The sequence below is a fragment of the Streptomyces sp. NPDC051563 genome (assembly GCF_044454225.1).
GTDB lineage: Bacteria > Actinomycetota > Actinomycetes > Streptomycetales > Streptomycetaceae > Streptomyces.
Genome location: NZ_JBITDL010000038.1, coordinates 31448 through 53618 on the forward strand (window position 1 = coordinate 31448; position 22171 = coordinate 53618).

At 70.2% G+C, this 22171-nt stretch carries 26 protein-coding genes and 1 tRNA gene; 17 read left to right on the top strand and 10 right to left on the bottom strand.

What is annotated here, in order from left to right; all coding sequences use genetic code 11:
* Positions 1–563: 563 nt before the first annotated feature.
* A tRNA-OTHER gene (locus ACIA8F_RS33725) sits at positions 564–642 on the top strand.
* Between the two features lie 230 nt (positions 643–872).
* Here the strand turns inward: ACIA8F_RS33725 and ACIA8F_RS33730 are convergent.
* Positions 873–1187 carry a hypothetical protein gene (locus tag ACIA8F_RS33730; RefSeq protein WP_399384576.1) on the bottom strand — a complete coding sequence of 105 codons (315 nt, stop codon included), beginning with the start codon at positions 1185–1187 and terminating at the stop codon, positions 873–875.
* Positions 1188–1275: 88 nt separating this feature from the next.
* Between ACIA8F_RS33730 and ACIA8F_RS33735 the strand changes: the two genes are divergently transcribed.
* Complete coding sequence (locus tag ACIA8F_RS33735; protein WP_399384578.1) at positions 1276–1623, top strand: HNH endonuclease; 348 nt, start codon at positions 1276–1278, stop codon at positions 1621–1623.
* A 63-nt stretch (positions 1624–1686) separates the two neighbouring features.
* On the opposite strand, the gene ACIA8F_RS33740 is transcribed toward ACIA8F_RS33735, so the two are convergent.
* Together ACIA8F_RS33740 and ACIA8F_RS33745 are read right to left on the bottom strand one after the other, a co-directional pair.
* Positions 1687–1842: a hypothetical protein gene (locus tag ACIA8F_RS33740; RefSeq protein WP_399384579.1), complete on the bottom strand. Its 156-nt coding sequence runs from the start codon at positions 1840–1842 to the stop codon at positions 1687–1689.
* A gap of 244 nt (positions 1843–2086) precedes the next feature.
* Positions 2087–2410: a LuxR C-terminal-related transcriptional regulator gene (locus tag ACIA8F_RS33745; protein WP_399384581.1), complete on the bottom strand. Its 324-nt coding sequence runs from the start codon at positions 2408–2410 to the stop codon at positions 2087–2089.
* Between the two features lie 819 nt (positions 2411–3229).
* On the opposite strand from ACIA8F_RS33745, the gene ACIA8F_RS33750 reads away from it, so the two are divergent.
* A complete protein-coding gene (locus tag ACIA8F_RS33750) occupies positions 3230–4165 on the top strand; it encodes a major capsid protein (protein WP_399384583.1) in 936 nt (311 codons plus the stop codon).
* Positions 4166–4238: 73 nt separating this feature from the next.
* Here the strand turns inward: ACIA8F_RS33750 and ACIA8F_RS33755 are convergent, their stop codons facing one another.
* Positions 4239–5345 carry a helix-turn-helix transcriptional regulator gene (locus ACIA8F_RS33755; RefSeq protein ID WP_327305329.1) on the bottom strand — a complete coding sequence of 369 codons (1107 nt, stop codon included), beginning with the start codon at positions 5343–5345 and terminating at the stop codon, positions 4239–4241.
* Between the two features lie 326 nt (positions 5346–5671).
* Here ACIA8F_RS33755 and ACIA8F_RS33760 point away from each other — a divergent pair, with 326 nt between their 5' ends.
* The 3 genes from ACIA8F_RS33760 to ACIA8F_RS33770 all read left to right on the top strand — a co-directional run bounded on the left by ACIA8F_RS33760 (position 5672) and on the right by ACIA8F_RS33770 (position 6649).
* Entirely contained in the window at positions 5672–5902 is a 231-nt protein-coding gene (locus ACIA8F_RS33760; RefSeq protein WP_399384585.1) for a hypothetical protein, read from the top strand.
* A complete protein-coding gene (locus tag ACIA8F_RS33765; protein ID WP_399384587.1) occupies positions 5899–6027 on the top strand; it encodes a hypothetical protein in 129 nt (42 codons plus the stop codon). Before ACIA8F_RS33760 ends, ACIA8F_RS33765 begins: the two co-directional genes overlap by 4 nt.
* A gap of 130 nt (positions 6028–6157) precedes the next feature.
* On the top strand, positions 6158–6649 hold the full coding sequence (locus tag ACIA8F_RS33770; protein WP_399384588.1) for a glycine-rich domain-containing protein: 492 nt from the start codon (positions 6158–6160) through the stop codon (positions 6647–6649).
* Between the two features lie 323 nt (positions 6650–6972).
* On the opposite strand, the gene ACIA8F_RS33775 is transcribed toward ACIA8F_RS33770, so the two are convergent.
* Positions 6973–7215, bottom strand: coding sequence for a GntR family transcriptional regulator (locus ACIA8F_RS33775; RefSeq protein WP_399384590.1), 243 nt, complete (start codon positions 7213–7215; stop codon positions 6973–6975).
* 170 nt (positions 7216–7385) lie between these two features.
* On the opposite strand from ACIA8F_RS33775, the gene ACIA8F_RS33780 reads away from it, so the two are divergent.
* Positions 7386–7736: a hypothetical protein gene (locus tag ACIA8F_RS33780; protein ID WP_399384592.1), complete on the top strand. Its 351-nt coding sequence runs from the start codon at positions 7386–7388 to the stop codon at positions 7734–7736.
* Positions 7737–8248: 512 nt separating this feature from the next.
* Positions 8249–9163, top strand: coding sequence for a LysR substrate-binding domain-containing protein (locus tag ACIA8F_RS33785; protein WP_399384593.1), 915 nt, complete (start codon positions 8249–8251; stop codon positions 9161–9163).
* Positions 9164–9167: 4 nt separating this feature from the next.
* Here the strand turns inward: ACIA8F_RS33785 and ACIA8F_RS33790 are convergent, their stop codons facing one another.
* Together ACIA8F_RS33790 and ACIA8F_RS33795 are read right to left on the bottom strand one after the other, a co-directional pair.
* Positions 9168–9938 (bottom strand): MBL fold metallo-hydrolase, encoded by a 771-nt coding sequence (locus tag ACIA8F_RS33790; RefSeq protein WP_399384595.1) that lies wholly within the window; start codon positions 9936–9938, stop codon positions 9168–9170.
* A 52-nt stretch (positions 9939–9990) separates the two neighbouring features.
* Positions 9991–10770 (bottom strand): DeoR/GlpR family DNA-binding transcription regulator, encoded by a 780-nt coding sequence (locus ACIA8F_RS33795; RefSeq protein WP_399384597.1) that lies wholly within the window; start codon positions 10768–10770, stop codon positions 9991–9993.
* A gap of 181 nt (positions 10771–10951) precedes the next feature.
* Between ACIA8F_RS33795 and ACIA8F_RS33800 the strand changes: the two genes are divergently transcribed.
* The 6 genes from ACIA8F_RS33800 to ACIA8F_RS33825 all read left to right on the top strand — a co-directional run bounded on the left by ACIA8F_RS33800 (position 10952) and on the right by ACIA8F_RS33825 (position 16949).
* On the top strand, positions 10952–11854 hold the full coding sequence (locus ACIA8F_RS33800; RefSeq protein WP_399384599.1) for an SIS domain-containing protein: 903 nt from the start codon (positions 10952–10954) through the stop codon (positions 11852–11854).
* Positions 11851–12687, top strand: a complete 837-nt coding sequence (locus ACIA8F_RS33805; RefSeq protein ID WP_399384602.1) for a ketose-bisphosphate aldolase — start codon at positions 11851–11853, stop codon at positions 12685–12687. Before ACIA8F_RS33800 ends, ACIA8F_RS33805 begins: the two co-directional genes overlap by 4 nt.
* 25 nt (positions 12688–12712) lie before the next feature.
* A complete protein-coding gene (locus ACIA8F_RS33810) occupies positions 12713–13246 on the top strand; it encodes a hypothetical protein (protein ID WP_399384604.1) in 534 nt (177 codons plus the stop codon).
* A 187-nt stretch (positions 13247–13433) separates the two neighbouring features.
* Positions 13434–14606, top strand: a complete 1173-nt coding sequence (locus ACIA8F_RS33815) for an LLM class flavin-dependent oxidoreductase (protein WP_399384607.1) — start codon at positions 13434–13436, stop codon at positions 14604–14606.
* On the top strand, positions 14603–15664 hold the full coding sequence (locus ACIA8F_RS33820) for a zinc-binding dehydrogenase (RefSeq protein WP_399384609.1): 1062 nt from the start codon (positions 14603–14605) through the stop codon (positions 15662–15664). The genes ACIA8F_RS33815 and ACIA8F_RS33820 overlap by 4 nt, the downstream gene beginning before the upstream one ends.
* Positions 15665–15758: 94 nt before the next feature.
* On the top strand, positions 15759–16949 hold the full coding sequence (locus tag ACIA8F_RS33825) for an acyl-CoA dehydrogenase family protein (protein WP_399384612.1): 1191 nt from the start codon (positions 15759–15761) through the stop codon (positions 16947–16949).
* Between the two features lie 81 nt (positions 16950–17030).
* Here ACIA8F_RS33825 and ACIA8F_RS33830 read toward each other — a convergent pair whose 3' ends face one another.
* Complete coding sequence (locus ACIA8F_RS33830) at positions 17031–17882, bottom strand: LysR family transcriptional regulator (protein WP_399384615.1); 852 nt, start codon at positions 17880–17882, stop codon at positions 17031–17033.
* Positions 17883–17962: 80 nt separating this feature from the next.
* Between ACIA8F_RS33830 and ACIA8F_RS33835 the strand changes: the two genes are divergently transcribed.
* Complete coding sequence (locus ACIA8F_RS33835) at positions 17963–18325, top strand: DoxX family protein (RefSeq protein WP_399384618.1); 363 nt, start codon at positions 17963–17965, stop codon at positions 18323–18325.
* A gap of 25 nt (positions 18326–18350) precedes the next feature.
* Here the strand turns inward: ACIA8F_RS33835 and ACIA8F_RS33840 are convergent, their stop codons facing one another.
* Positions 18351–19211: a helix-turn-helix domain-containing protein gene (locus ACIA8F_RS33840; protein WP_399384621.1), complete on the bottom strand. Its 861-nt coding sequence runs from the start codon at positions 19209–19211 to the stop codon at positions 18351–18353.
* A gap of 198 nt (positions 19212–19409) precedes the next feature.
* Between ACIA8F_RS33840 and ACIA8F_RS33845 the strand changes: the two genes are divergently transcribed.
* Both ACIA8F_RS33845 and ACIA8F_RS33850 read left to right on the top strand, forming a co-directional pair.
* Complete coding sequence (locus ACIA8F_RS33845; protein WP_399384623.1) at positions 19410–19595, top strand: hypothetical protein; 186 nt, start codon at positions 19410–19412, stop codon at positions 19593–19595.
* Between the two features lie 394 nt (positions 19596–19989).
* Complete coding sequence (locus ACIA8F_RS33850; protein WP_399384624.1) at positions 19990–21282, top strand: cytochrome P450; 1293 nt, start codon at positions 19990–19992, stop codon at positions 21280–21282.
* Between the two features lie 18 nt (positions 21283–21300).
* Here ACIA8F_RS33850 and ACIA8F_RS33855 read toward each other — a convergent pair whose 3' ends face one another.
* Positions 21301–22086, bottom strand: coding sequence for an SDR family oxidoreductase (locus ACIA8F_RS33855; RefSeq protein WP_399384625.1), 786 nt, complete (start codon positions 22084–22086; stop codon positions 21301–21303).
* Positions 22087–22171 lie beyond the last annotated feature (85 nt).

A 22171-nucleotide genomic window follows, 5' to 3' on the forward strand; every position in this document is an offset into this window, starting at 1 on the left:
ACCGCCGGGGCATTCCTATGCCCGCAGACGGGCGCACAGCGGCCCTACAGCGCGTACAAGGCCCGAGCGGCCCCGAGCTGGCGAGACACAGCGGGCGGTGCGCGTGACGATGTGACGTACAAGGGCCCTGTCCTATGTTCTGTCTATTTTTATAAGCGATATCTAGGAACACCCTCTGTACGTCACATCGTCACACCCTCGGTCCGGCGGGAATCTCTCCGTCCCTACTACTCCCGAGAGAGGGAAGGAACGAGCCACGAACGGAACGCTTCACCAGCGGGACCGATCGCGGGAATTCGTCCGTCCCTACTACTCCCAGAGAGAGCGGGACTACCGCGCACCCCACTACAGAGTGGACGGCGGACCGAGTGCCCACTCTCTCTACAGCGTTGCCCATGCACCACGCACCCTCTCGTTACGGGGGTGGCCGCAGGAGTCGTGAGGCAGTGCGTGCGGGGACCACACCGCCCATAAGTAACCCGCTCTCCGGAGCGTGCCGAAAGGGGTTGTAAGCGCGTGTGGTCCCCATCCTGTCCAGACCGGTTCGCCGGCGAGGGCAACCCGTTCCCGCAGTTCATTGGCGCGAACGGCCGTCCTACAACAATCCGGCGGTCGATGCTGGTTCGAATCCAGTCGGGAACACACGGTGAGGCACGGTCCGACCAGGGCTTACGCCGAACGACAACGAGCACCAGGAGCAAGACCAGCACCAGGCCGTGTCAACCAGAACTGACGCTACCTGGTAGCGCACTTACGGCCCGCTGACCCAACGGTGAGAGGTGCGCGGTACCGGACCCGACTCGGGGATATCGGCCGCAGAGTTCCGGGGTTCGAGTCCGGGGGCGGGCACGCAACAACAGAACGTCCGAGGGCTACCCCTTGGAGCGCAGTACCTCCCGCACACGGTCCAGACCTACTCGGCGGATCAGTGGTGCAACGGGGACGCTGAACTTGACTCCGGGCTCGTCCCCAACGTCGATGACGCGCTCGGGGAACAGTCCTTCGCGGGCTTGAACCAACGCGTCCGCTCCGTCCATGTCGAGGATCTCGGCAGCCGTTGCGAGCGGAACCGAGGGCGGTAGTTCGTAGTCGGGGGCGCTGCCGTTGCCGTCGCCTCGCACGGTCAACACGATGTCGCCTAGCGGGTCCATGCCCGCCTGTACGTCGGGCTGTTCGTCATTGGTCATGTGCCAACGCTACGGACCCCGCAGGCAGCCTGTACCGCTCTCGCTGACCCTCGCGGGGAAGTGACCAGAACTCATCCCGAGGGGCCGCATGCGCTGTATCGACTGCACCGAGCCTGCGACCCATCGGGGCCGCTGTGAGCCCCACTACCAGGCTTACGAGGATCGTCCTGCGGTGAGGGCTCGGCGCAAGCGTCGGGAGATTCTCGCGCGGGGCAACAGCGCTGCTGCTCGGCTCCGCCGGATCATCCGGAAGTCGGGCTACTGGGCGTGCGTGCGCTGTGGTCGTCATGTCCTCGCGTCGAACATTGACGTGGACCACATACAGCCGCTCGCGTTGGGTGGGACAGACACGGACGGGAACGTTCAGCCGCTCTGCCGTCCGTGTCACAAGCTCAAGACGCGCGAGGACTTCGGGGCCGTTGGTCCGCCGTTCTGACCTCGGACGCAGTACCGCCCCGGCACAGTGTTGGCGCGCTGTACCGGGGCGGGCGAGGCGGGTTCAGCGCGTGCCAAGGTCCAAGGAAACGATATTGATGTCCCGGTCGCTCTTTGCGGCGCGGGTTTCAGGCGTGGTGGTGGACGATTCCTCGGTGCCGTCGCCCTCCTGCGGGAAGTCGATGAACGGGCCCTTGTTGTCGTTCTCAGTGTCCGGCATGTCGCCCCTTTCGGTCGGCTCCCTGCCGACTTGGGGTGAGCATTCCATAACCCCACGTATGTACACCACACCCCTTGACAGGAGGTGCCCCCATGCCCCGTAAGCCTCGCCCCCCGTGCTCGGTACCCGGCTGCCCCGAACTGATTACGGGGGTTGCTGATTGCGTCCGTGTTGGGCATTTCAGGTTCTGTGCCACGGGTGCCACCAGCTCGCGACTGCGAAGACGTTCGGCGCGTATCAGCGGCTAGCTCGGTCGATCGCTGGAGCGCGCAAACAGTAGATACTTCAAGGCTGATTGAGTGCGATTCTCCGCCGGAAGCTTCTTGTAGATGGCGGTGAAAGCGTTCTTGACTTGCCGCTCCGGCACTGACAGCTTCGCCGCGATCCAGAGGTTATCGAACTGTTGCGCAGCATAGTGAAGCGCCGTTAGTTCAAACTGGGTGAGGTTCGCGAGTGGGTTAGGGCTTTCATAAGCCTCAATCTCACCAGACGTCTCTCCCGCTGGAACTTCGGTGACCTGTTCACCATCTACCCTGTCGCGATTCTCTGAGACATCATTATCGGCCATTGCGATTCTCCAAAAGTCCTTACACCAGGCGCTGTTGTAGCACTCAGTACCACGCACCCTACCCACCAGCGGGCCGGCCAAGCCCTGAGAACGCTTTGCCTGTACCTCGCTCGCTGCCGTGTCCGCCAGGTAGCTCCGATGCTGCCCGTTGCGGTGACGAGGGAGACGGGGCACAGGGCCACGCGCTGAACAGCTCAAGTGGAGACTTCCGCACTGCTGGGTGACAACGCCACAGACCGACCCGGACTTCAGTCTCAGCCCTATCCCGTGAAGGAGGTGCCCCCATGCCCCGTAAGCCCCGCCCCCCGTGCTCGGTACCCGGCTGTCCTGAGCTCACCCGAGCCGGCGGACGCTGCGCCGAGCATGAGCGCGAGGCGAACGCGGACCGTGCTTCACGTGGTGCTGTCTATGACACACGGTGGCAGCGCGTACGGCGTGCCTACCTGTACCGGCATCCCTGGTGCGTGCTGTGTGGGCGCCTCGCCAACGTGGCGGACCATTTCCCTTTGTCCCGACACGAGTTGATCGCACGGGGCGACGCGAACCCTGATGCGTCACGTCATCTGCGTCCGCTGTGCGTCGCGTGCCACAACCGAGAGACAGCACGTCATCAACCCGGCGGATTTGCCGCTGAAGCACGTTCACGGCGCGAATCGCGCGAGGCTCCGCCGTTCTGACCAGGGGGAGGGGGTCAACCCCTCTCCTTCCCGAGCGGCAGGGAGGCAAAAAACGCCCATGGCTAATTAGACCGCTTTCGCGGGGCGAAATCGAACTCCCATTTCGCCGCCAATTTCAACGCAATCAATTTTGGAGAAATTCATGAGTCTCACCCTTGCTGAATCCGCCAAGCTCTCGCAGGATCAGTTGCAGCGCGGCGTTATTGAGACGTTCGTCCAGGAGTCTCCCCTTCTGGACCGGCTCCCACTGATGCAGATTGCCGGAAACGCATACCGCTACAACGAGGAGTCCACCCTCCCTGGCGTCTCGTTCCGCGCAGTCAATGAGGCGTACCCGGAGAGCACTGGAACGCTTAATCAGAAGATCGAGACACTCGCCATCCTGGGTGGTGACGCCGATGTGGACAAGTTCATAGCGCAGACCCGAGGAAACCTGAAAGACCAGCGAGCCATTCAGGTCATGATGAAGGTCAAGGCTGCTTCCATTCACTTCTCGGATCAGTTTTTCAACGGTGACGTGATGGTGGACCCGAAGGGGTTCGACGGTCTGCGCAAGCGGCTGTTCGGCACTCAGGTTGTCGACGCCAAGGGTCTCGGTCCGGTGGCCAACGGCTACGAGTTCTTTGATGCGCTGGACACTCTGACCGCGCGGGTCCGTGGCATCAACGGTTCCAACGGGGCGCTCTACATGAACGCCGACGTCCGGGCCAAGATCGCGTCAGGGTTCCGCCGGCTCGGCGGTTCCGAGCTGCTGACATCCGAGATAGCCGGTAAGCGGGCGGTGATGTGGAACGGGATTCCGATGCTCGACGCGGGTCAGAAGCTGGACGGTACCGATGTATTGCCCCTGAACACCGGTACGGGCGGCAAGCAGACCGGCGATATCTACGCCGTCCGCTTCGGCTCCACTGAGGCCGACGCGGGGGTAACCGGGCTGACGCATGGCGGGGTGCAGGCCACCGACCTCGGCGAGTCCCACGACAAGCCCGTCTACCGGACCCGCATCGACTTCTACTGTGGTATTGCCCTGTTCGGCGGGAAGGCCGCAGCCCGACTGACCAACGTGCTGAACGGCTGATCAAGTACCTGAGCCCCCGTGCTCGTCTCCCTTTGCCGGGTGACGGGTGCGGGGGCTTTTGTCGTGCGTGCCGTCAGGACTCTTCGATTTCCGACATCAGAAGTCTGAGCGTCAGGGAGTGCTTCTCCGGCGGCAGCGCGTCCAACGCTCCCCGTGCGTAGGTCACTCCGCCGGACACATCGCCGGAGCGTGCGAGCATCAGACCTCTATGCATTTCAAGGTGGGTAGCGAATCGGGGAAGCTCTGCCGGGAGTTCGCGGCGCGCAGCTTCCTGTGCCTGAACGGCTCCCTGCTCGTCGCCCAAGCGGGCTAGGAGGAGCGACAGGAAGACGTTCATACGCCACCAGGGCACGGCATAGTCGCTGGTCTGTTCGTAGGAACCCGACTTGTCGAAGATGCGCCGGCCATCGTCGGCGAGCTTGAGTGCTGAGGCGCGGTCACCTCGAAGTGCTGCGGCGTGTGCCTTGCCCATTACGGCGTTCAGGAGACCTAGGGAAGGTCGATCCGATATGGCCAAGGCTTGGTCCGCCAGTACGTCAGCGATGCCCAGCGATGCCCCTTCGTACCCCAGGGCGATGGCTGCACGTCCACGTACCCAAACGCGCGCTTCGTCGTCTCCGGACTCGTCAGCAGCCTTAGCTGCCATGCGGTACCAGTGAACGGCCTTCGATCCGTCCGACCCCGGAAACGTCTTGGCGTACAGGGTCATCAGTCGGGAGGCCACTGACCAAAGTCGGGGGTCTTCCAGTTGTTGCTGCACGGTGACGAGTTCGCCGGACACCCGACGCTGGATGTCCGCAGCGCCCATCGACATGTACTCAGTGCCGTACGTGGTCAGCTTGGCTTCCCACTCATCCGATGACGGCCCGCCCCGTAGTCGGGCGGCGAATCCTGCGCTGATCAGATCAGAGGCAACCACTGGAGCTATGGCAGCCCCGGCGATGTCGGTAAGGAACTCGCGTCGGTCCACTTCACCTTCAAGGACAGCTAGGGGAACGTCGAGAACGGCAGAAAGCGCGGCAAGGTAGAACGGGCCTGGCCTGACCTTGGAACACTCCCAGTTGCTGACGTACTCCCGCGTCAGCGTTGTGCCGTGCGCGCTGTTGATCTCAGAAGCTAACCGCCCTTGGCTCCAGCCGCGAGCCTTGCGGAGATCCCGGATCAGTTCCCCGATGTCCATGCGCCCATCTTGCTACTAGGGATGCCACTAGACCGAGAGATTCTTCGCCTTCCGAGCTGGTTGCCACTACGGATCACACTAGGCCCCGCTTCCTCGGAGGCGAGACGATCCCGAGCACCGAACGCGACGCAAGGGGTGCGCATGGTGACGGCAGCACGGCAACAAACGGCTCGGCCAGACCCGCTCGAACCGGTCCCCGTACCCGGATGCGGGGTGTGCCTCGCACTGGCCACAGCCCGTGAGATCTCGCGGGAAGCCGACGACCCGTGCTCCGTAGCGGTGCAGAACGAGGAGCTCCGCAATCACCCGCACGGCCGGGACGCGGCATGAGCGTGATCTCGGTGATGCGCTACATCACCTACAGCATGCGGCGGCATCCCTCCGCCGAGACGACCGCGACCGCGCGGTGTCTGAGCTTCGAGTGCGACTGGACAGCGGAACCGACCCCGAACGCCGACGTGTGCAGCGACATGTGCATTAAGCACACAGGGCGGACAGGCCACATGACGTTCGTCCGGGAGTTCTCGGAAGTCGCAGTAGTGGAGCGCGTCCAGTGACCGGCGACAACGAGGACCAGGCGCACGCGCAGTCCAGCCGGCGAAGCGCCTTAGCCGTGACCCTGGGGGCCGTCGTGTGGGTCGGGGTCGTCGTCTGCATCGTGGCCAAGGGCTGGGGCGCGTGATCGTGTCCAGCGTCCGGGACCTGGTCATGCACCGGTCGGCCGCTGGCATCGCCCGGTTTCGGTCTCCCCAGAACTCCCACCTCTCTGAGGGTCGGGCAGCGAAACAACTCCCATTAGAAACGGAGCCCGTATGTCACAGCTTGCTGTACGTGAGGCCGCGTTACCGCTCTCCGTCCGCCTCCCGTCCACAGGGTTCGCCACCGCCGTGCGCACCGTCGAACGGGCGAACCCTCACCTTCCGGAGGGCATGGCCGAGCGGATCGTTCGTGAGGCGGTGAAGTTCGTTACTGCGGCAGCGCGTAACCGGACCCAGGGTCTCGCCCTGCGCCCGTCCAGGCTCGTGGACGAGGGGTGGCACGCGCTCCTCACGGACACGAGGACGTACGACAACCTGTGCCGGCTGCTCGGCCGGTTCGTACACCACGTCCCTGAGGTGCCTGCGGCGAAGAAGCACGACACGGCAACCGTCGCCCGCACGCTCAAGGCCATCCGCGAAGCGGGAGACGAACCCGACGAGTACCTATGGACCGTGGAGGCACAGTCTGCCGTTCTGGTCTCTGCCGACTGCATGCACAGCGAATGCACAGAAGGCGGGTCAGCCTGTACTGCTCCGCCAAGCTAGGAGGCAGACGGAACGCCCACGACGACAGCCCACACCCACTACCGTTGGTGACTTACTGCTGTCAGGAGGATGCGGTGAGCGAAGAGCGTAGGGCTGATTGGATCGACCCTCGGTATCGCGAGGCGGTCGGGCTACTGACTGCTTGCCGAACCGCGAGAAGCCCTAGTCGTCGCTGGCGGCGGGTCTGCCCGCACGGCGAGGGTGTGACCGTGATCGTTGACCCGGCTACCGGGCAGGCTCGCAACGTGGCATGTGCGGCTTGCTGCCCGTGCGAGAGCTGAGCCCCTGGGCCCGCTGGCCGCTATCCCTGCGGTTAAGCGGGCTCAGTCGTTCGTACTCGCGGTTTGATCCGCAACGAAGGAACCCATGCCGGGCGTGGTGACGATGAGACCTTCCTCCCGCAGCGCGGCAGTCACCTTGCGAATGGTGACGCGGGTGACCGCAAACTCCTCTGCCAACTGAACTTCTGAGATCAGATGGTGCTGCGGATACTCGCCCGACGCTATGCGCGCCCGGACGACTTCCGCGATCTGTACCCACTTCGGGCGGGTCGGGTCGTACTCCACAGGTCGGACGCTACACAAGACCAGCCATGCACTCATAGATACGCCTGTCCATATTCAGCTATAGACAGGTACCTACAGGCTGACTACCTTCGGGAAACGAAAACGCCCCGGAGGACCGCTGTAACGGTCCGCCGGGGCTCCGCCGAACAGCTAGAAGAGAGCTGAACGACATGCGCGAGCTTATCGGTTTCATCATCATCGGACTGTCGTCCGTCCTCGCCGTTTACTGCGCGCTCCGGTGGGAGCCGAACCGGCGAACGCCCGGGAAGCACTCCAGCGGCTACCGTCCTGAGCCTGCCCCCATGCCCTACTCGGCACGTCCGTGGATCGGCCCGAGTAGCGCACAGGCCCGTGCGATCTTCCGGCCCGAAACCACGGCGGAAACCACCCTCGTACTCTCCCCGGTCCAGCGGGAACGGCGGTACGCGGCAGAGTTCGCAGCCATCGGCGTGGACTACCCGTACACGTTCAAGGGGGCACCCTTCCCGCGCAGTGCGTTCGCTGTGGCGGTGTCGGCATGACGGGCCCCGAACTGTTCCCGCTGTTGCTCCCCGCGAACGTGGCGGTGTGCATCGTCTGTCACGTAAAGACGGAAGCGCCCGTAGCGGTGCGCGAGATCCACAGCACCAGCGGCCCCGGAACGACGCTGTGGGCATGCCCCGAGCACGCTGTAGAGCTCGGAGCGGGACCGACGTCGGAAGACGTGCACCGTGCCCGGTAGGGCCTGACAAGACAGCACAGAGCCCCGTCCGACCATGCGTCGGGCGGGGCTTTTCCATGTCTGCTGACCTGCTGTTTTTCTAGGTCCCGGGGTGTATGGTCCACCGGGGCGGAGCCCCAGAAGGGGTCCGGGCGCAGCCTGGGGAACGGGCGAAGGGCGGGTAGGGGACAGCCCCCGCAGGGCCGGACCACGCAGCCCGCCGCAGGGCGTGCCCCCCGGCTCGGGGCACGCCGTCACCCGGCGCCGGGTGACGGGCCGACCCCGCCCGATCGGTCGGCCCGGCCGACCCCCGCGGGCTGCGAGAATGGCACCGTGATCGACCCCCGGAGGCTGCGCATTCTGCGGGCCGTCGCGGACCACCGCACGGTGACCGCCGCGGCCGCAGCGTTGTACCTCACCCCCTCCGCCGTGTCCCAGCAGCTCGCGGCGCTGGAGCAGGAGACCGGGCACGCCCTGCTGACCCGCAGCGGCCGGGGCGTGCGCCTCACCGCGGCCGGCGAGATCCTGCTCGGGCACGCCCACGAGGTCCTGGCGCAGCTGGAGCGGGCCGAGGCCGAACTCGCCGCCTACGCGGGCGGCTCGGCGGGCGCCGTCACCGTGGCGGCCTTCGCCACCGGCATCGCCGAGGTGCTGGCCCCGGCGATCGCCCGGCTGGCCGTCGACCACCCCGGAATCCGGCTGCGGGTACGCGACGCGGAGGGCGATCAGAGCCTGCCGCTGCTGCTCGACGGCGAGGCGGACGTGGCCCTGGCCGTCGAGTACCGGGGCGCACCCGGCGCCGGCGACGGGCGGCTGTCCGTGCTCCCGCTGTACGCGGAACCCTTCGACGCGGTCCTGCCCGCGGGCCACCCCCTCGGTGATCTGCCCGAGGTGCCGCTGGACGGTCTCTCGGACGCCGACTGGGTGGGCCAGTACCCCGGAAACCCCTGCCATGACGTCATGCAGCTCGCCTGCGAACTCGCCGGTTTCCAGCCCCGGCTGGTGCACTCCTCCGACGACTTCCGGGCCGTGGTCGCGCTGGTCGGGGCGGGCGCCGGGGTCGCTCTGGTGCCCCGTTCGGCGCTGCGCGGCATGGAGCTCAAGGAGGTCCAGGTCCGCCCGGTGACCGGCCCGGCGGCGACCCGGCGGGTCTTCGCGGCCACCCGGCGCGGTGCCGAGACGCATCCCCTGATCGCCCCGGTCCTGGCGGCCCTGGCCCGCGAGGCGGGCCGGCTCCCGGCCCACTGACCCCCTACCCGGCGAGGAACACGTCGCCCGGCGCGGCGTACGAGACCGGTCCGGGGTAGCGGGCGGCGGCGCGGGCCACGGCCTCGGCCGGTTGCATGGCGCGGCCGACGTGCGTGAGGACCAGTCGCCGGGCGCGGGCCGCGCGGGCGGTGTCGCCGGCCTCCTCGGGGGTGTGGTGCACGGGTTCGGTGCCGGGCGGGTGCGCGGAACTGTCGGCCTCGCAGACCAGGAGCGTGCAGTTCGCGGCGAGCCGGGTCAGGGCCGGACAGGGCGCCGTGTCCCCGGAGTACACGAGAGAGCGGTCGCCCGATGCGGCGCGCAGCGCGTAGGCGGGCATGCCGTGGGACACCGCGCGGCTGGTGAGGCCGAGCCCGCCGATCCGCACGTGGTGGCCGTCGTACAGCTCGTGGACCTCGAAGGCGGCCTCCACCGGGCTGCGGTCCGGGCCGTTGGTGAGGAATCCCGCCAGCCGGTCGGCGAGGCCGGGCGGCCCGTAGAGGGGGAGCGGCGCGGGCCTTCGTACGTCGGCGTACAGCAGCCCGTAGTACGCGGTCAGCAGGTCGGCGGTGTGGTCGGCGTGCAGGTGCGAAACCCATATCGCGTCCAACTCGTCCAGACCGACGTGCCGTTGGAGCGGCCCGAGGGTTCCGCTGCCCGCGTCGACCCAGACCCGGGCGCCGCCGCCTTCGAGCAGGTGGCCGGAGCAGGGGTTGCCGGCGCTCGGATAGGGCGTCGCACTGCCCAGGACGGTGAGCCGGAGAAGATCGTCTGCCATCCGGGGAGTCTAGAGGCGGCCCCCGGCCGGGCCGGCCGGGCCCGCCGTGTGCTCAGGCGCGGATGACCTCCACGCCCGCCGCCTCGAAGGCCTCGGCCACCGACGGGGACAGTCCGGTGTCCGTGACCAGGACGTCCACGGCGTCGGTGGCGACGATGCGGGCGAAGGCGCGCACGCCCAGCTTGCTGGAGTCGGCGGCGATCACCACGCGGCGGGCGCGCTCGCAGAGCAGCCGGTTCATGGCCGCCTCGTCCTCGTGGCGGGTGGCGGCCCCGTCGGCCGGGTCGAAGGCGTCCACGCCGACGACGGCGGTGTCCACGGAGAGCTGCCCGAGCACCTCCATGGCGAGGGGGCCGGTGAGCTCGTAGGACTGGGGCCGGGCCACGCCGCCGGTGAGCACGATCTTGAACTGCGGTCTGATGACCAGCTCTCCCGCGATGTTCAGTGCGTTGGTGACCACCGTGAGGGCGGGGGAGCCGGTGGCGAGGTCGGGGCGGGCGGCCAGCGCGCGCGCTACTTCCGTGGTCGTGGTGCCGCCGGTCAGGCCGATCACCTCGCCCGGGACGATCAGCGCCGCGACGGTCTCGCTGATGCGGCTCTTCTCGGCGGCCCGGCGCGAGGTGCGGTAACGCAGCGGGAGTTCGTACGAGACCCCGTGCAGGACCGCTCCGCCGCGCGTGCGGACCAGCAGCTGCTGGTCGGCGAGCTGGTCGAGATCGCGCCGGATGGTGGCGGCGGACACGCCGAGGGCCTCGGCGGCGGGTTCCACTTCCAGCTCGCCCCGCTCCACCAGCAGGTCCAGCAGTGTCTGCCAGCGTTCCTTGCGGGTCATCGGCCGCCCTCCGGTCGTGTCTTCGGTGTTCGCGCGGCCGTTCGGTTCGGTGCTCCCTGTCGGCCTACGCCTTGAGATTAACGCAGGGGATCATCCCGGAGATGCTTGAAGTTGCGTGAAAGTCACCAGTATCTTGCAGGAACACGCATTCAGTGAGCACGCACCGCGCTAGGGAGCCGCCATGAGCCATGTCGCGTACGAGTTGGGCACGCAGCCCGCATGCTGGGAGCGGGCCGCCGAACTGGCCCCGGAACACCGGGCGGTACTGCCGCGGCCGGGGGAGCGTACCGCGATCGTCGGCTGCGGGACCTCGTACTACATGGCCCAGGCCGCCGCCGTGTTGCGCGAGGAAGCGGGGCAGGGCGAGACCGACGCCTTCCCCGCCTCGGAGTTCCCCCGCCACCGCCGCTACGACCGGGTCGTCGCGCTGACCCGGTCCGGGACCACCACCGAGGTCCTCGACCTGCTGGCCGGCCTGCGGGACGCGAGCGTGCCCACCACCGCCGTCATCGGGGACCCCGACACCCCCGTCATCACCCTCGCCGACGCGCTCGTCGTCCTCGACTTCGCCGACGAGCAGTCCGTCGTGCAGACCCGCTTCGCCACCACCGCCCTCACCCTGCTGCGCGCCCACGTCGGCCTGCACAGCCCGTCCGTCGTGGCCGACGGGCGCGCCGCACTCGCCGACCCGCTTCCCGCGGAGCTGGAGACCCGGGGACAGTTCACCTTCCTCGGGCGTGGCTGGAGCGTGGGACTGGCCAACGAGGCCGCCCTGAAGATGCGCGAGGCCGCCCTGGCCTGGGCCGAGTCCTACCCGGCCATGGAGTACCGGCACGGCCCCATCAGCGTCTCCGCGCCCGGCACCGCCACCTGGTCGCTCGGCGACGCCCCCGAAGGGCTCGCCGAACAGGTCCGGGGGACCGGCGCCCAGTGGGTGGCCGGGCACCTGGACCCGCTCGCCGAGCTGGTCCGCGTCCACCGCCTGGCCATCGCCGTCGCCGCCCACCAGGGGCTGGACCCGGACGCGCCGCGCAACCTGACCCGGTCCGTCATCCTCACCACGGGCGAAGAGGCGGTCCGATGAGCCTCGTCCCCGCCGGCCGGCTCGTCCTGGAAGCCGCCGTCCAGGGCCGCGCCGTCGCCGCCTTCAACATCATCACGCTGGAGCACGCCGAAGCGGTCGTCGCGGGCGCCGAGGCGGCCGGACTCCCCGTGGTGCTCCAGCTCAGCGAGAACGCCGTCAAGTTCCGCGGCGGGGCGCTGCTGCCGATCAGCCGCGCGGCCGTGGCCGTCGCCGAAGCGGCCGGGGTCCCGGTCGGGCTGCACCTGGACCACGTCAAGAGCTCCGAACTGCTGCGGCAGGCCGTGGACGCCGGATTCAGCTCGGTCATGTACGACGCCGCGCACCTCTCCTACGCCGAGAACCTCGAGGCCACCCGCTCCGCCGCCGACTGGGCACACGTCAACGGCCTCTGGATCGAAGCCGAACTGGGCGAGGTCGGCGGGAAGAACGGGGCCGCGCCGCTGGACCCGCACGCACCCGGCGCCCGTACCGATCCCGACGAGGCACGGCGGTTCGTCGCCGACTCCGGAGTGGACGCGCTGGCCGTCGCCATCGGCAGCAGCCACGCCATGACCAGCCGGACCGCAGCCCTGGACCACGTGCTGCTCGGCCGCCTCGCCAAGACGGTCGACGTGCCGCTGGTGCTCCACGGATCCTCCGGTCTGCCGGACGCGGAACTGGCCGCGGCCGTCGCCGGCGGCATCCGCAAGGTCAACATCGGAACCGCACTGAACGTGGCGATGACCGAGGCCATCCGCACCCATCTGACCACCGCCGATCCGCGCCCGTATTTGACCGCTGCAAGGGAGGCGATGACGGCGACGGCCGCCGCTATGATCAGCGCCCTGAACTGACCGGAACGGGTATCGGGGGGACTGAGTGGACGCACGGCGGGGCCTCAGCAGCAGACGGCGGCTTCTTCTGGGACTGGGGGCCCCGCTGCTGCTCGGCGCAGCGGGGCTCGGCTATGCGGTGTGGCCCGAGGCGGAGAGCGGAGAGAAGGTCCGCACCGACCTCGGTCCGCTGAACCGGCGGTTCTGGACGGCGCTGGGCGACGTGTCCGGCGCGCACTGGCTCGGCTATTCCAACGGCGCGCCGCTGTCCGAGACCGCCGACGACCGGTCGGTCCCGAGCCCGGATTCCCGGATGCGCCTCGTCGGCGTCGCCCACCTCCAGCAGGGCACGGCGAACCGCATCATGCGCGATCCCGCCCACCACTTCGAGGTCAGCTCCCTGGCCGGGCTGCCCGTCCCGCTGAAACCGTACGTTCCCTCCAGCGCGGCCTGGAAGCAGAGCGAGACGTACGACAAGGTCGCCCTGGAGGAAGGCCTGTCCGTGATCCCGTCGGGCACCTTCCGCTTCGACGGCATCCGCGACCTCGTGTACTTCGACTACGTCTTCCTCTACACCTGAGCGGCTCGGCCCGAGCGGCTCGACCCGGGCGGCTCAGGCCTGAGCCGCCGGGGCCTGAGCGGCAGGGGCCCGCGGGAATCCTCCCGCTCAGTGGGAGGACGGCCGCGGCGGCATTGAAGCCGCGGCCCGGGCGGTGTTTCGTCGGTTGCCGAGCAGAGCAGGCGCCGCCGAGGAAAGGCCACCGCACATGCCGCAGTCGTATCTCCCGAACCGCTTCGGGGTGTTCCTCGCCCCCTATCACCGGCCCGACGGCGATCCCGCCCTCCAGCTGCGCCGGGACCTCGACCTCGCCGCCGACCTGGACCGGCTCGGCTACGAGGAGCTGTGGGCCGGCGAACACCATTCCGCGGGCTACGAGATCATCGCCTCGCCCGAGGTGTTCCTCGCCGCGGCCGCCGAACGCACCGGCCGGATCATGCTGGGAACCGGGGTCAACTCCCTTCCCTACCACCAGCCCCTGATCCTCGCCGACCGGATCTGCCAGCTCGACCAGCAGTCCCGGGGGCGCGCCATGCTCGGGGTCGGACCGGGGCAACTGCCCTCGGACGCCTTCATGACGGGCGTCGATCCGCTCCGCTCCCGCGCCATGACGGCCGATTCGCTCAACGCGATCGTGCGGCTGCTGCGCGGGGAGACGGTCACGGCCGCCACCGACTGGTTCGCCCTGGAGGAGGCCCGGCTCCAGCTCGGGCCCTACCGGGGCCGGGAACTGGAGGTCGCCGTCGCCTCCGCCGTATCGCCGACCGGGGCGGTGCTCGCGGGGCGCCACGGAGTCGGGATGCTCTCGCTCGCCGCGGCCGACCCCGCAGGCTACGCGGCGCTCGACGCCAACTGGGCCGCCCACGAGCGGGCCTGCGGCGAAGCCGGCCGCACCGCCGACCGCTCGACCTGGCGGCTGGTCACCCCGGTGCACCTGGCCGAGACCCGCGAACAGGCCCTGCGCGAAGCCGAGTACGGCACCCCGGACCTCGTGCACTACATCGAGAAGCTGAGCGGCAGCCGGCTGGACGGCTGCGCCACCGCGGCCGGCGCCGTCGAGCGCTGGACCACCGAAGGGCTGCCCACCTTCGGCCGGGCCGTCATCGGGACCCCCGAGGACGCCGTGCAGCGGATCAGCCGACTCGCGGACAGGACGGGCGGGTTCGGGACCTTCCTCATCCTCCGGCTGGACCTCGCCGAGCCCGCGGCCGCCCTGCGCAGCCTGGAGCTCTTCGCCGAGCGGGTCGTCCCCCGGCTCACCGGCCACACCGAGGCGCGCCGCGCCAGCCTGGAGTGGGCCGGGCGCAACAGCGAACGGTTCATCGGGGCCATGCGCCGGTCCACGGCGGAGGCCATCGCCCGCAAGGGGGAGGTCCGTTGAGGGCCGCCGTGCTCGAAGACGGGCGCTTCCGGGTACGGGAGCACCCGGATCCGGTGCCCGGCCCCGGGCAGGCGCTCGTGGAAACCGCCGCCTGCGGGATCTGCGGCTCCGACCTGAGCGCGGTCGCGCACACCGAGGAGTTCCTCCGGGCCTCCCGGGACAGCGGCACCACGAGCTTCCTCTTCGACCCGGACCGGCCGCTGGTGATGGGCCACGAGTTCTCCGGCCGGGTCCTCTCCTACGGGCCCGGCGCGACCGGTCCCGAACCGGGCACCGGGGTCGTCGGCCTGCCCTGGGCGGTCGACCCGGGCGGGATCGTGCGCACCGTGGGCTACAGCAATGCCTTCCCCGGCGGATTCGGCGAACGGATCGTCGTACAGGCGCAGGCGCTGCTGCCCGTCCCGCCGTCCCTGGACCTCGCTCTCGCCGCCCTCACCGAGCCGCTGGCCGTGGGTTTCGGCAACATCGCCCGGAGCGCGGCCGGGAAGGACACCCCGGCCGTGGTCGTCGGCTGCGGCCCCGTCGGGCTCGGGGCCGTCGCCGCGCTGACCGAGCGCGGCGCCGGACCGGTGGTGGCCTGCGACCCCTCACCGCTGCGGCGGGCTGCCGCCGCCCGGCTCGGCGCGCACGCGGTGGTGGACCCGGCCGCGCAGGACCCCGTACGCCTGTGCGCGGAACTGGCGGGGGCCCGCCCGCGCCCCACCGTGGTCGTCAACTGCGTGGGCGTGCCCGGCATGCTGAACCGGCTCCTGCACACCGTCCCGCGCGGCACCGAGATCCTGCAGATCGGCGCGGTGATGACCGAGGACGTGATCCGGCCGGTGGTCGGCATCTACAAGGACGTCACGGTCCGCATGTGCCTGGCCTACCCGCCCGAGGAGTTCGGGGCCACCCTCGCCCGCCTCGCCGACGGCCGCATCGATCCCGCGTCCCTGGTCACGGGAGAAGCGGGCTTCGGCGGGCTGGACGAGGCCTTCGCGGCCCTGCGGCGTCCCGAGGAACACATCAAGGTCCTGATCCGGCCCGGCCGGGACGGAATCGGGGTGATCGCCCGCTGACCCTTCCGGATTGCTGGAACAGGTTCTAGTCTGCCCCCGCAGCGGCGGCGGCCGACGGCCGCGCGACCTGAGCCACGAGAGACCCGGAGGGGCCGTGCACCTCGAATACACGCCTGAGCAGCAGCGGTTGCGCACCGAGCTGCGCGCCTACTTCGCCGAGCTGGTCCCCGCGGACGTCTACGCCCGGTACGAGGACCCGGCCGAGCAGAAGCGCTTCTACCGGGAGACCATCCGACGGCTCGGGGCCGACGGCTGGCTCGGCGTCGGCTGGCCCGAGGAGTACGGCGGGCGCGGGATGTCGCCCATGGACCAGTTCATCTTCTTCGACGAGGCCGCGCAGGCCGTCGTGCCGCTGCCGCTGATGGCCCTCAACACCGTCGGCCCGACGATCATGCAGTTCGGCACCGACGAGCAGAAGGCGTACTTCCTGCCGAAGATCCTCGCAGGGGAGATCGACTTCGCCATCGGCTACAGCGAGCCCGACGCCGGCACCGACCTCGCCGCCCTCAAGTGCAAGGCGGTCCGCGAGGGCGACGAGGAGACCGGCACCTACGTGGTCGACGGGCAGAAGATCTGGACCACCAACGGCGACACCGCCGACTGGGTCTGGCTCGCCGTCCGCACCGACCCGGACGCCCCCGCGCACAAGGGCATCACCATGCTCCTCGTGCCGACCTCCGACCCCGGCTACTCCTGCACCCTCATCAACACCCTGGCCTCGCACGACACCACCGCCAGCTACTACGAGAACATCCGCGTGCCGGCGAACCGCCGCGTGGGGCAGGAGAACAAGGGCTGGCGGCTGATCACCAACCAGCTCAACCACGAGCGCGTCACCCTCGCCGCCCACGGCACCATGGCCATCCGCGCCCTGCACGACGTCCAGCGCTGGGCCGCCGAGACCAAGCTCGCCGACGGCCGCCGGGTCATCGACCTCTCCTGGGTCCGCGGCCGCCTCGCGCGCACCCACGCCCGCCTCGACGCGATGAAGCTGCTGAACTGGCAGATGGTCAACGCCGTCCAGGACGGCAACCTCACCCCGCAGGACGCCTCCGCCGTCAAGGTCTACGGCTCCGAGGCGCGCAGGGACGCGTACGCCTGGCTGATGGAGGTGGTCGGCGCGGCCGGCTCCCTCAAGGACGGCTCCGCGGGCGCGGTCCTGCACGGCGAACTGGAACGCGGCTACCGCAGTGCGGTCATCTTCACCTTCGGCGGCGGCAACAACGAGATCCAGCGCGAGATCATCTCGTGGATCGGCCTGGGCATGCCGAGGGTCCGGCGCTGAGAAGGGCCGAGAAGGGCCGAGAAGGGCTGAGAAGGGCTGCGGCGAGAGGGCGCCGCAGCCGGGGCGAGGGTAGGGCGCCGCTCAGTCGCGGTACGCGGTGGCGGCGGTCCGGGCGAACGAGCGGATCAGGGGGTTCGCGTCGCCCTCCCTCCATGCCACCACGACCCGGCTCGGCGGCATGTCGCTCAGCGGCACCACGGTGAGGCCCTCTCCGGGCCGGTGGGCCAGGATCGTCACGCCGACCGTGCCGTTCCAGAGAACCGCCTGCCGGCATTCCTGGACGGCGCGCACCACCGGCCCCTCGCGGGGCTCGCCGCCGTTCCAGTACCTCTGCCAGAGCGGATCGGTCCCCTCCGGGAACCGGAACCAGCGGCGGTCGGCCAGGTCCGCCCGGGTCAGGCTGGCGCGCCCGGCCAGCGGGTCATCGGTGCGCAGCAGCGCCCCCACCGGGTCGGCGCGCACCACGTGCACGGACAGGCCGGTCTCGTCGAACGGCGCGCGGGTCAGGGCCACGTCCACCCGCCCGGCGTGCAGCCCGCAGGTGGGATCGGTCAGGCCGGTCTCGCGGACGCGCACCTCGACGCGCGGGTGCAGCCGCCGGTAGTCGACGGCCAGCCGCGCCGCGGCCGGGTCCGTGCCGTCGCCCAGTACGCCGACGGTCAGCACCGCGGCGCCGGCCGCCGCGGCCACGCGCTCGCGCACCCGGTCGGCCCGGCCGAGCAGGGCGCGGGCCTCGTCGAGCAGCACCGCCCCCGCGGGGGTCAGTGCGACCCCGGCGGAGGACCGGTCGAACAGCACGGCCCCGAAATCGGTCTCCAGGTGCTTGATCGCCCGGCTCAGCGGCGGCTGGCTCATGTGCAGCCGGGCGGCGGCCCGGCCGAAGTGGAGCTCCTCGGCGACCGCCACGAAATAGCGCAGCGTGCGTAGGTCCATGGCCTCACGATACCCGTGGGGTATCGAGCGCACGGAACGGGTCTTGGACGGCGGGGGGTCCCCGGCTGTGGACTCGACGCATGACCAACGCGTACTGGATCCTCGCCGGCCTGCTCTCCCTCTTCTACCTCTACGGGGGCGGGGTCAAGGTCGTCCGCAGCCGTGAGCAGCTCCTGCCGATGATGGCCTGGGTGGACAGCACGCCGATGGCGGCCGTCCGGGCCATCGGGGCGGTCGAAGTGCTCGGGGCGGTCGGGCTCGTCCTGCCGCCGCTGACAGGCATCGCGCCCTGGCTCGCCCTGGCCGCGGCGATCGGGTTCGCCGTCCTGCAGATCGGCGCGACCGTGGTCCACCTGCGCCGCGGGGACCGGCAGATCGCCCTCAACGCCGGGCTCTTCCTCGCGGCGGTCGTGACCGCCTGGTCGGCCACGGCCGTGCTGTGACCGGCGCCGGTCCCGGCCGCGGGCATCAGTCCCGGCCGTCGGCGAGGTAGGCGGAGAGCGGGGGGAGGGCGGCCCAGAGCTGGTCGAAGTAGGCCGAGAAGTAGTTCATGAAGACGGGATCCTCCACCCGGAAGCCGTTCAGGCGCTGGCGCGGGCCGCCGGAGAAGGCCAGGAAGACGACGTTGTCGTCGATGAGCGCCATGTTCAGGCCGTCGGCGGCGGCCGGCCAGCGCAGCACGTTCGCCTCGTAGTTGAGGATGTGCCGGCTGTCCTCGTGGTGCCCGCGGGCCCAGGCCAGCATGTCCGGGTCAGGGATCCCCTCGTGCTCCGGCATGCCGATGATCCGCCGTACGCTCCGCTCGTCCTCGCTGCTGGCCTCCGCCCAGTCGAGGACGGCCCGGAAGTACGCCGCCGAGGCCGGGGTCGTGTACTGGCTGGGCGGATAGCGGCGCGTGTACGTCACCCGGATCTCGGAGCGGGCCTTGAGCACGCAGGCGCGCGCCGCCTCGTAGAACTCCCGGTTGTCCCGGTACCAGTGCGCGGCCAGCAGGGCGCCTCCGACCGCGTCCGGGGCCAGGGGCGAGACCTCCGGGTCCCGGTCCGGCTCCGCGACCGGGTCCTTCTTGCGCTCCTCGATCGCGCGCGAGGCCCGCAGCCAGCGCTCGTGCCAGCCGTCCGGGTCGCCGCCGCACGCCCTGACCAGCCCCGAGGCGTGCTCCCACGACGGGAAGCGGTGGCCGTTGAGGAAGGCCGACACCGTGCTCCGGGCGCACCCCACCGCGCGGGCCAGCGCCTCCTCCGTGGGCTTCCTCGGAGCGGAGCGGCGCAGCTCGCGCAGTTCGGCGGCGAAGGCGAGCTGTTCCGGGTGTTTCGGCCGGCCGGTCATGTGTCAACTCCCGAGGGTGACGCGAAACGTTGCTGAGGGACCGTCATTGTCCGTCGCTGTCGCGGAAGTTCACCAGTCGGCTGGTGGCATTGGCGCGGTTTGTCGGTGAAAGCCCGCGGCCATTGCCGGTGGTCCGGAGCCGCTCGCACACTCGCAACAGGCCGTGGAGTCGGCAGACGCGGAGCAGAGGAGACGGACGTGCTGATGGAACTGAAGATCGATCTGAGGCGCCTGAGCGTGGCCTTCCTGGCCGTTCTGGTACTGGGTGTCGTCCTGGTGACCTCGCCGGTCGCGCAGGAGCAGCTGTGGCTGGTGCTGCCGGCCCTGGCGGGGCTCGCGGGTCTGGGCGCCGGTACGGGTGCGGGCGCGGGCGGGAGGCGGTGAGCCGGGAGGCCGCGGTGAGCCGGGCGGACCGGTCCGCACCCGTGTGCCCCGAATGCGGGGCGCGGGGCCCGTGGATCAGTGACCGTGTGCGCGCGGACGACTGTTCCACCGGCACGGTGGACGTGGTGACCGAGGAGTGTCGCGGCTGCCGCGCCCGCTTCGTGCGCCGCTTCGAGCGACCGGGCGGGTGAACGTGAGCCGGGGCGGCCGAGTCCGCCCCGGCTCACGGCACTTCGAGGCCTGGCGGCGGTGGGCGGTCTGCGGTTTCCTGGAGGCGTACGCACAGAGCGTCGGCGTACGCACAGAGCGTTGTGGCAGCACGACCGGTTCCCCGCACCGACGGGGGCCGTGGCACCTCAGGACGGCCGCCAGGCCGAGTCGATGGGGGAACACCATGACCGCCGCGCACGAGATCCCGGACATCCTCTCGCAGGAGTTCGCCGAGAATCCCTATCCGGTCTACCGGGCCCTGCGGGAGGAGGCGCCGCTCTTCTGGCACGAGGGGACGCAGAGTTGGCTCCTCTCGCGGTACGAGGACGTCTCGCGGGCCTTCAAGGACAAGGAGGGGCTCTTCACCACGGACAACTACGCGTGGCAGACCGAGCCCGTGCACGGCAGGACCCTGATCCAGATGAGCGGCCGCGAACACGCGGCGCGCCGTGCCCTGGTCGCCCCGGCCTTCCGCGGCAACGCGCTCCGGGACCAGGTCGTTCCGGTCATCGAACGCAACGCCCGCGAACTGATCTCATCTTTCGGCGACTTGGGGTCCGTCGACCTGGTGAGCGGATTCGCCTCCCTGTTCCCCATCTCGGTGATCGCCGACATGTTCGGACTGGACCGGTCCGGTCAGCAGGCCCTCGGCGGCTGGTACCGGGCCTTCGTGGCGTTCACCGGCAATCTGTCCGGGGACCCGGAACGGGCGGCCGAAGGAGCGCGCGCCCAGGCCGAGTTCGCCGCCTACATGCTGCCGGTCATCCGGAACCGGCGGGAGAACCTCGGGGACGACCTGCTGTCGGCGCTCTGCACCGCCGAGGTCGACGGGGTCAGCATGAGCGACGAGGACATCAAGGCGTTCTGCAGCCTCCTCCTCACGGCCGGCGCCGAGACCACGGACAAGGCCGTCGCGGGCCTCTTCGCGAACCTGCTGGCCAACCCCGAGCAGCTCGCCGCCGTACGGCGCGACCGCGGACTCGTCGACCGCGCCTTCGCGGAGACCCTGCGGTACACCCCACCGGTCCAGATGATCATGCGGCAGGCCGCCGTCGACGTGACCACGAGCGGCGGCACCATCCCGGCCGGATCCACCGTGACCTGCCTGATCGGCGCGGCCAACCGCGACCCCGGCCGCTACGCGGACCCGGACGCCTTCGACCTCTTCCGCGACGACCTCACGGCCACCAACGCGTTCTCCGCGGCCGCGGACCACCTGGCGTTCGCGCTCGGACGGCACTTCTGCGTCGGTGCGCTGCTGGCCAAGGCCGAGGTCGAGATCGCCGTCGACCAGCTCCTCGACGCGATGCCGGGCCTGCGGCCGGCCCCGGGATACGACCCGGCCGCCGAGGGCGTCTTCACCCGCGGGCCGAGGTCCCTGCTCGTGGAATTCACCCCGGCAGCGGCAGCGGCAGCGGCAGCGGCAGCGGCAGCGAACCCGGCCCCGGCACCGACCCCGGCACCGGCTGCCGACTGAACTCCGCCGGGGCTCCGCTCAGACCTGGCCCGCCCCGCCGTCCACGAAGAGTTCGATCCCGGTGATGAAGCTGCTCTCCCGCGAGGCGAGGAACAGGGCCGCCGAGGCGACCTCCTCGGGGCGTCCGGCCCGGCCGAGCGGGACCCCGGCGGTCGCCCGTTCCCGTACGTGGGTGGGGGCGCCGGCCAGGGCCGGGGTGTCGATGGGGCCCGGGCTGAGGGTGTTGACCCGGATCCCGCGCCCCGCGAGCTCCAGGGCCAGGCTGCGCGCGAGGGACCGTACGGCCGCCTTCGTGGCGGCGTACACCCCGTACCGCGTGGACGCAGAGGAGCCGGCGGCCGAGCCCAGCAGGATGACCGAGGCGCCGTCGCGCAGCAGGGGCAGGGCCCGTTGGACGGTGAAGAAGGCGCCCCGGAAATTGAGGTCCGAGGTGGCGTCGAACTGCTCCTCGGTGAACTCGGCGAGGACGCCGGGCGGGCCGCCGCCCGCGTTCACCACCAGCACGTCGATCGCCTCGCAGCCCGCGGCGGCGACGGCCGCGTAGAGCCGCTCCAGATCCGCCACGTCGGAGGCGTCCCCGCGGACGGCCACGGCCCCCGGGCCGAGCGAGCGGACCGCCGCGGCCAGTTCCGCCGGCCGTCTGCCGGTGACGAAGACCCGGGCGCCTTCCGCCACGAAGCGCCGGGCCGTCGCCAGGCCGATGCCGGACGAACCGCCCGTGACGACGGCGACCTGCCCTTCGAGCCGTCCCGCGCTTCCCGCGGCTCCCGTGCTTTCCGTGGCTCCCGTGCTTCCCTTACGCATGACCGTGCCTCCGCATCCCGAGGGGAGGCGGGTGCGGTCCGCCGACCGGAAAGCCTAGTGGCGCGCACATGCGTGCGGGCGTGCG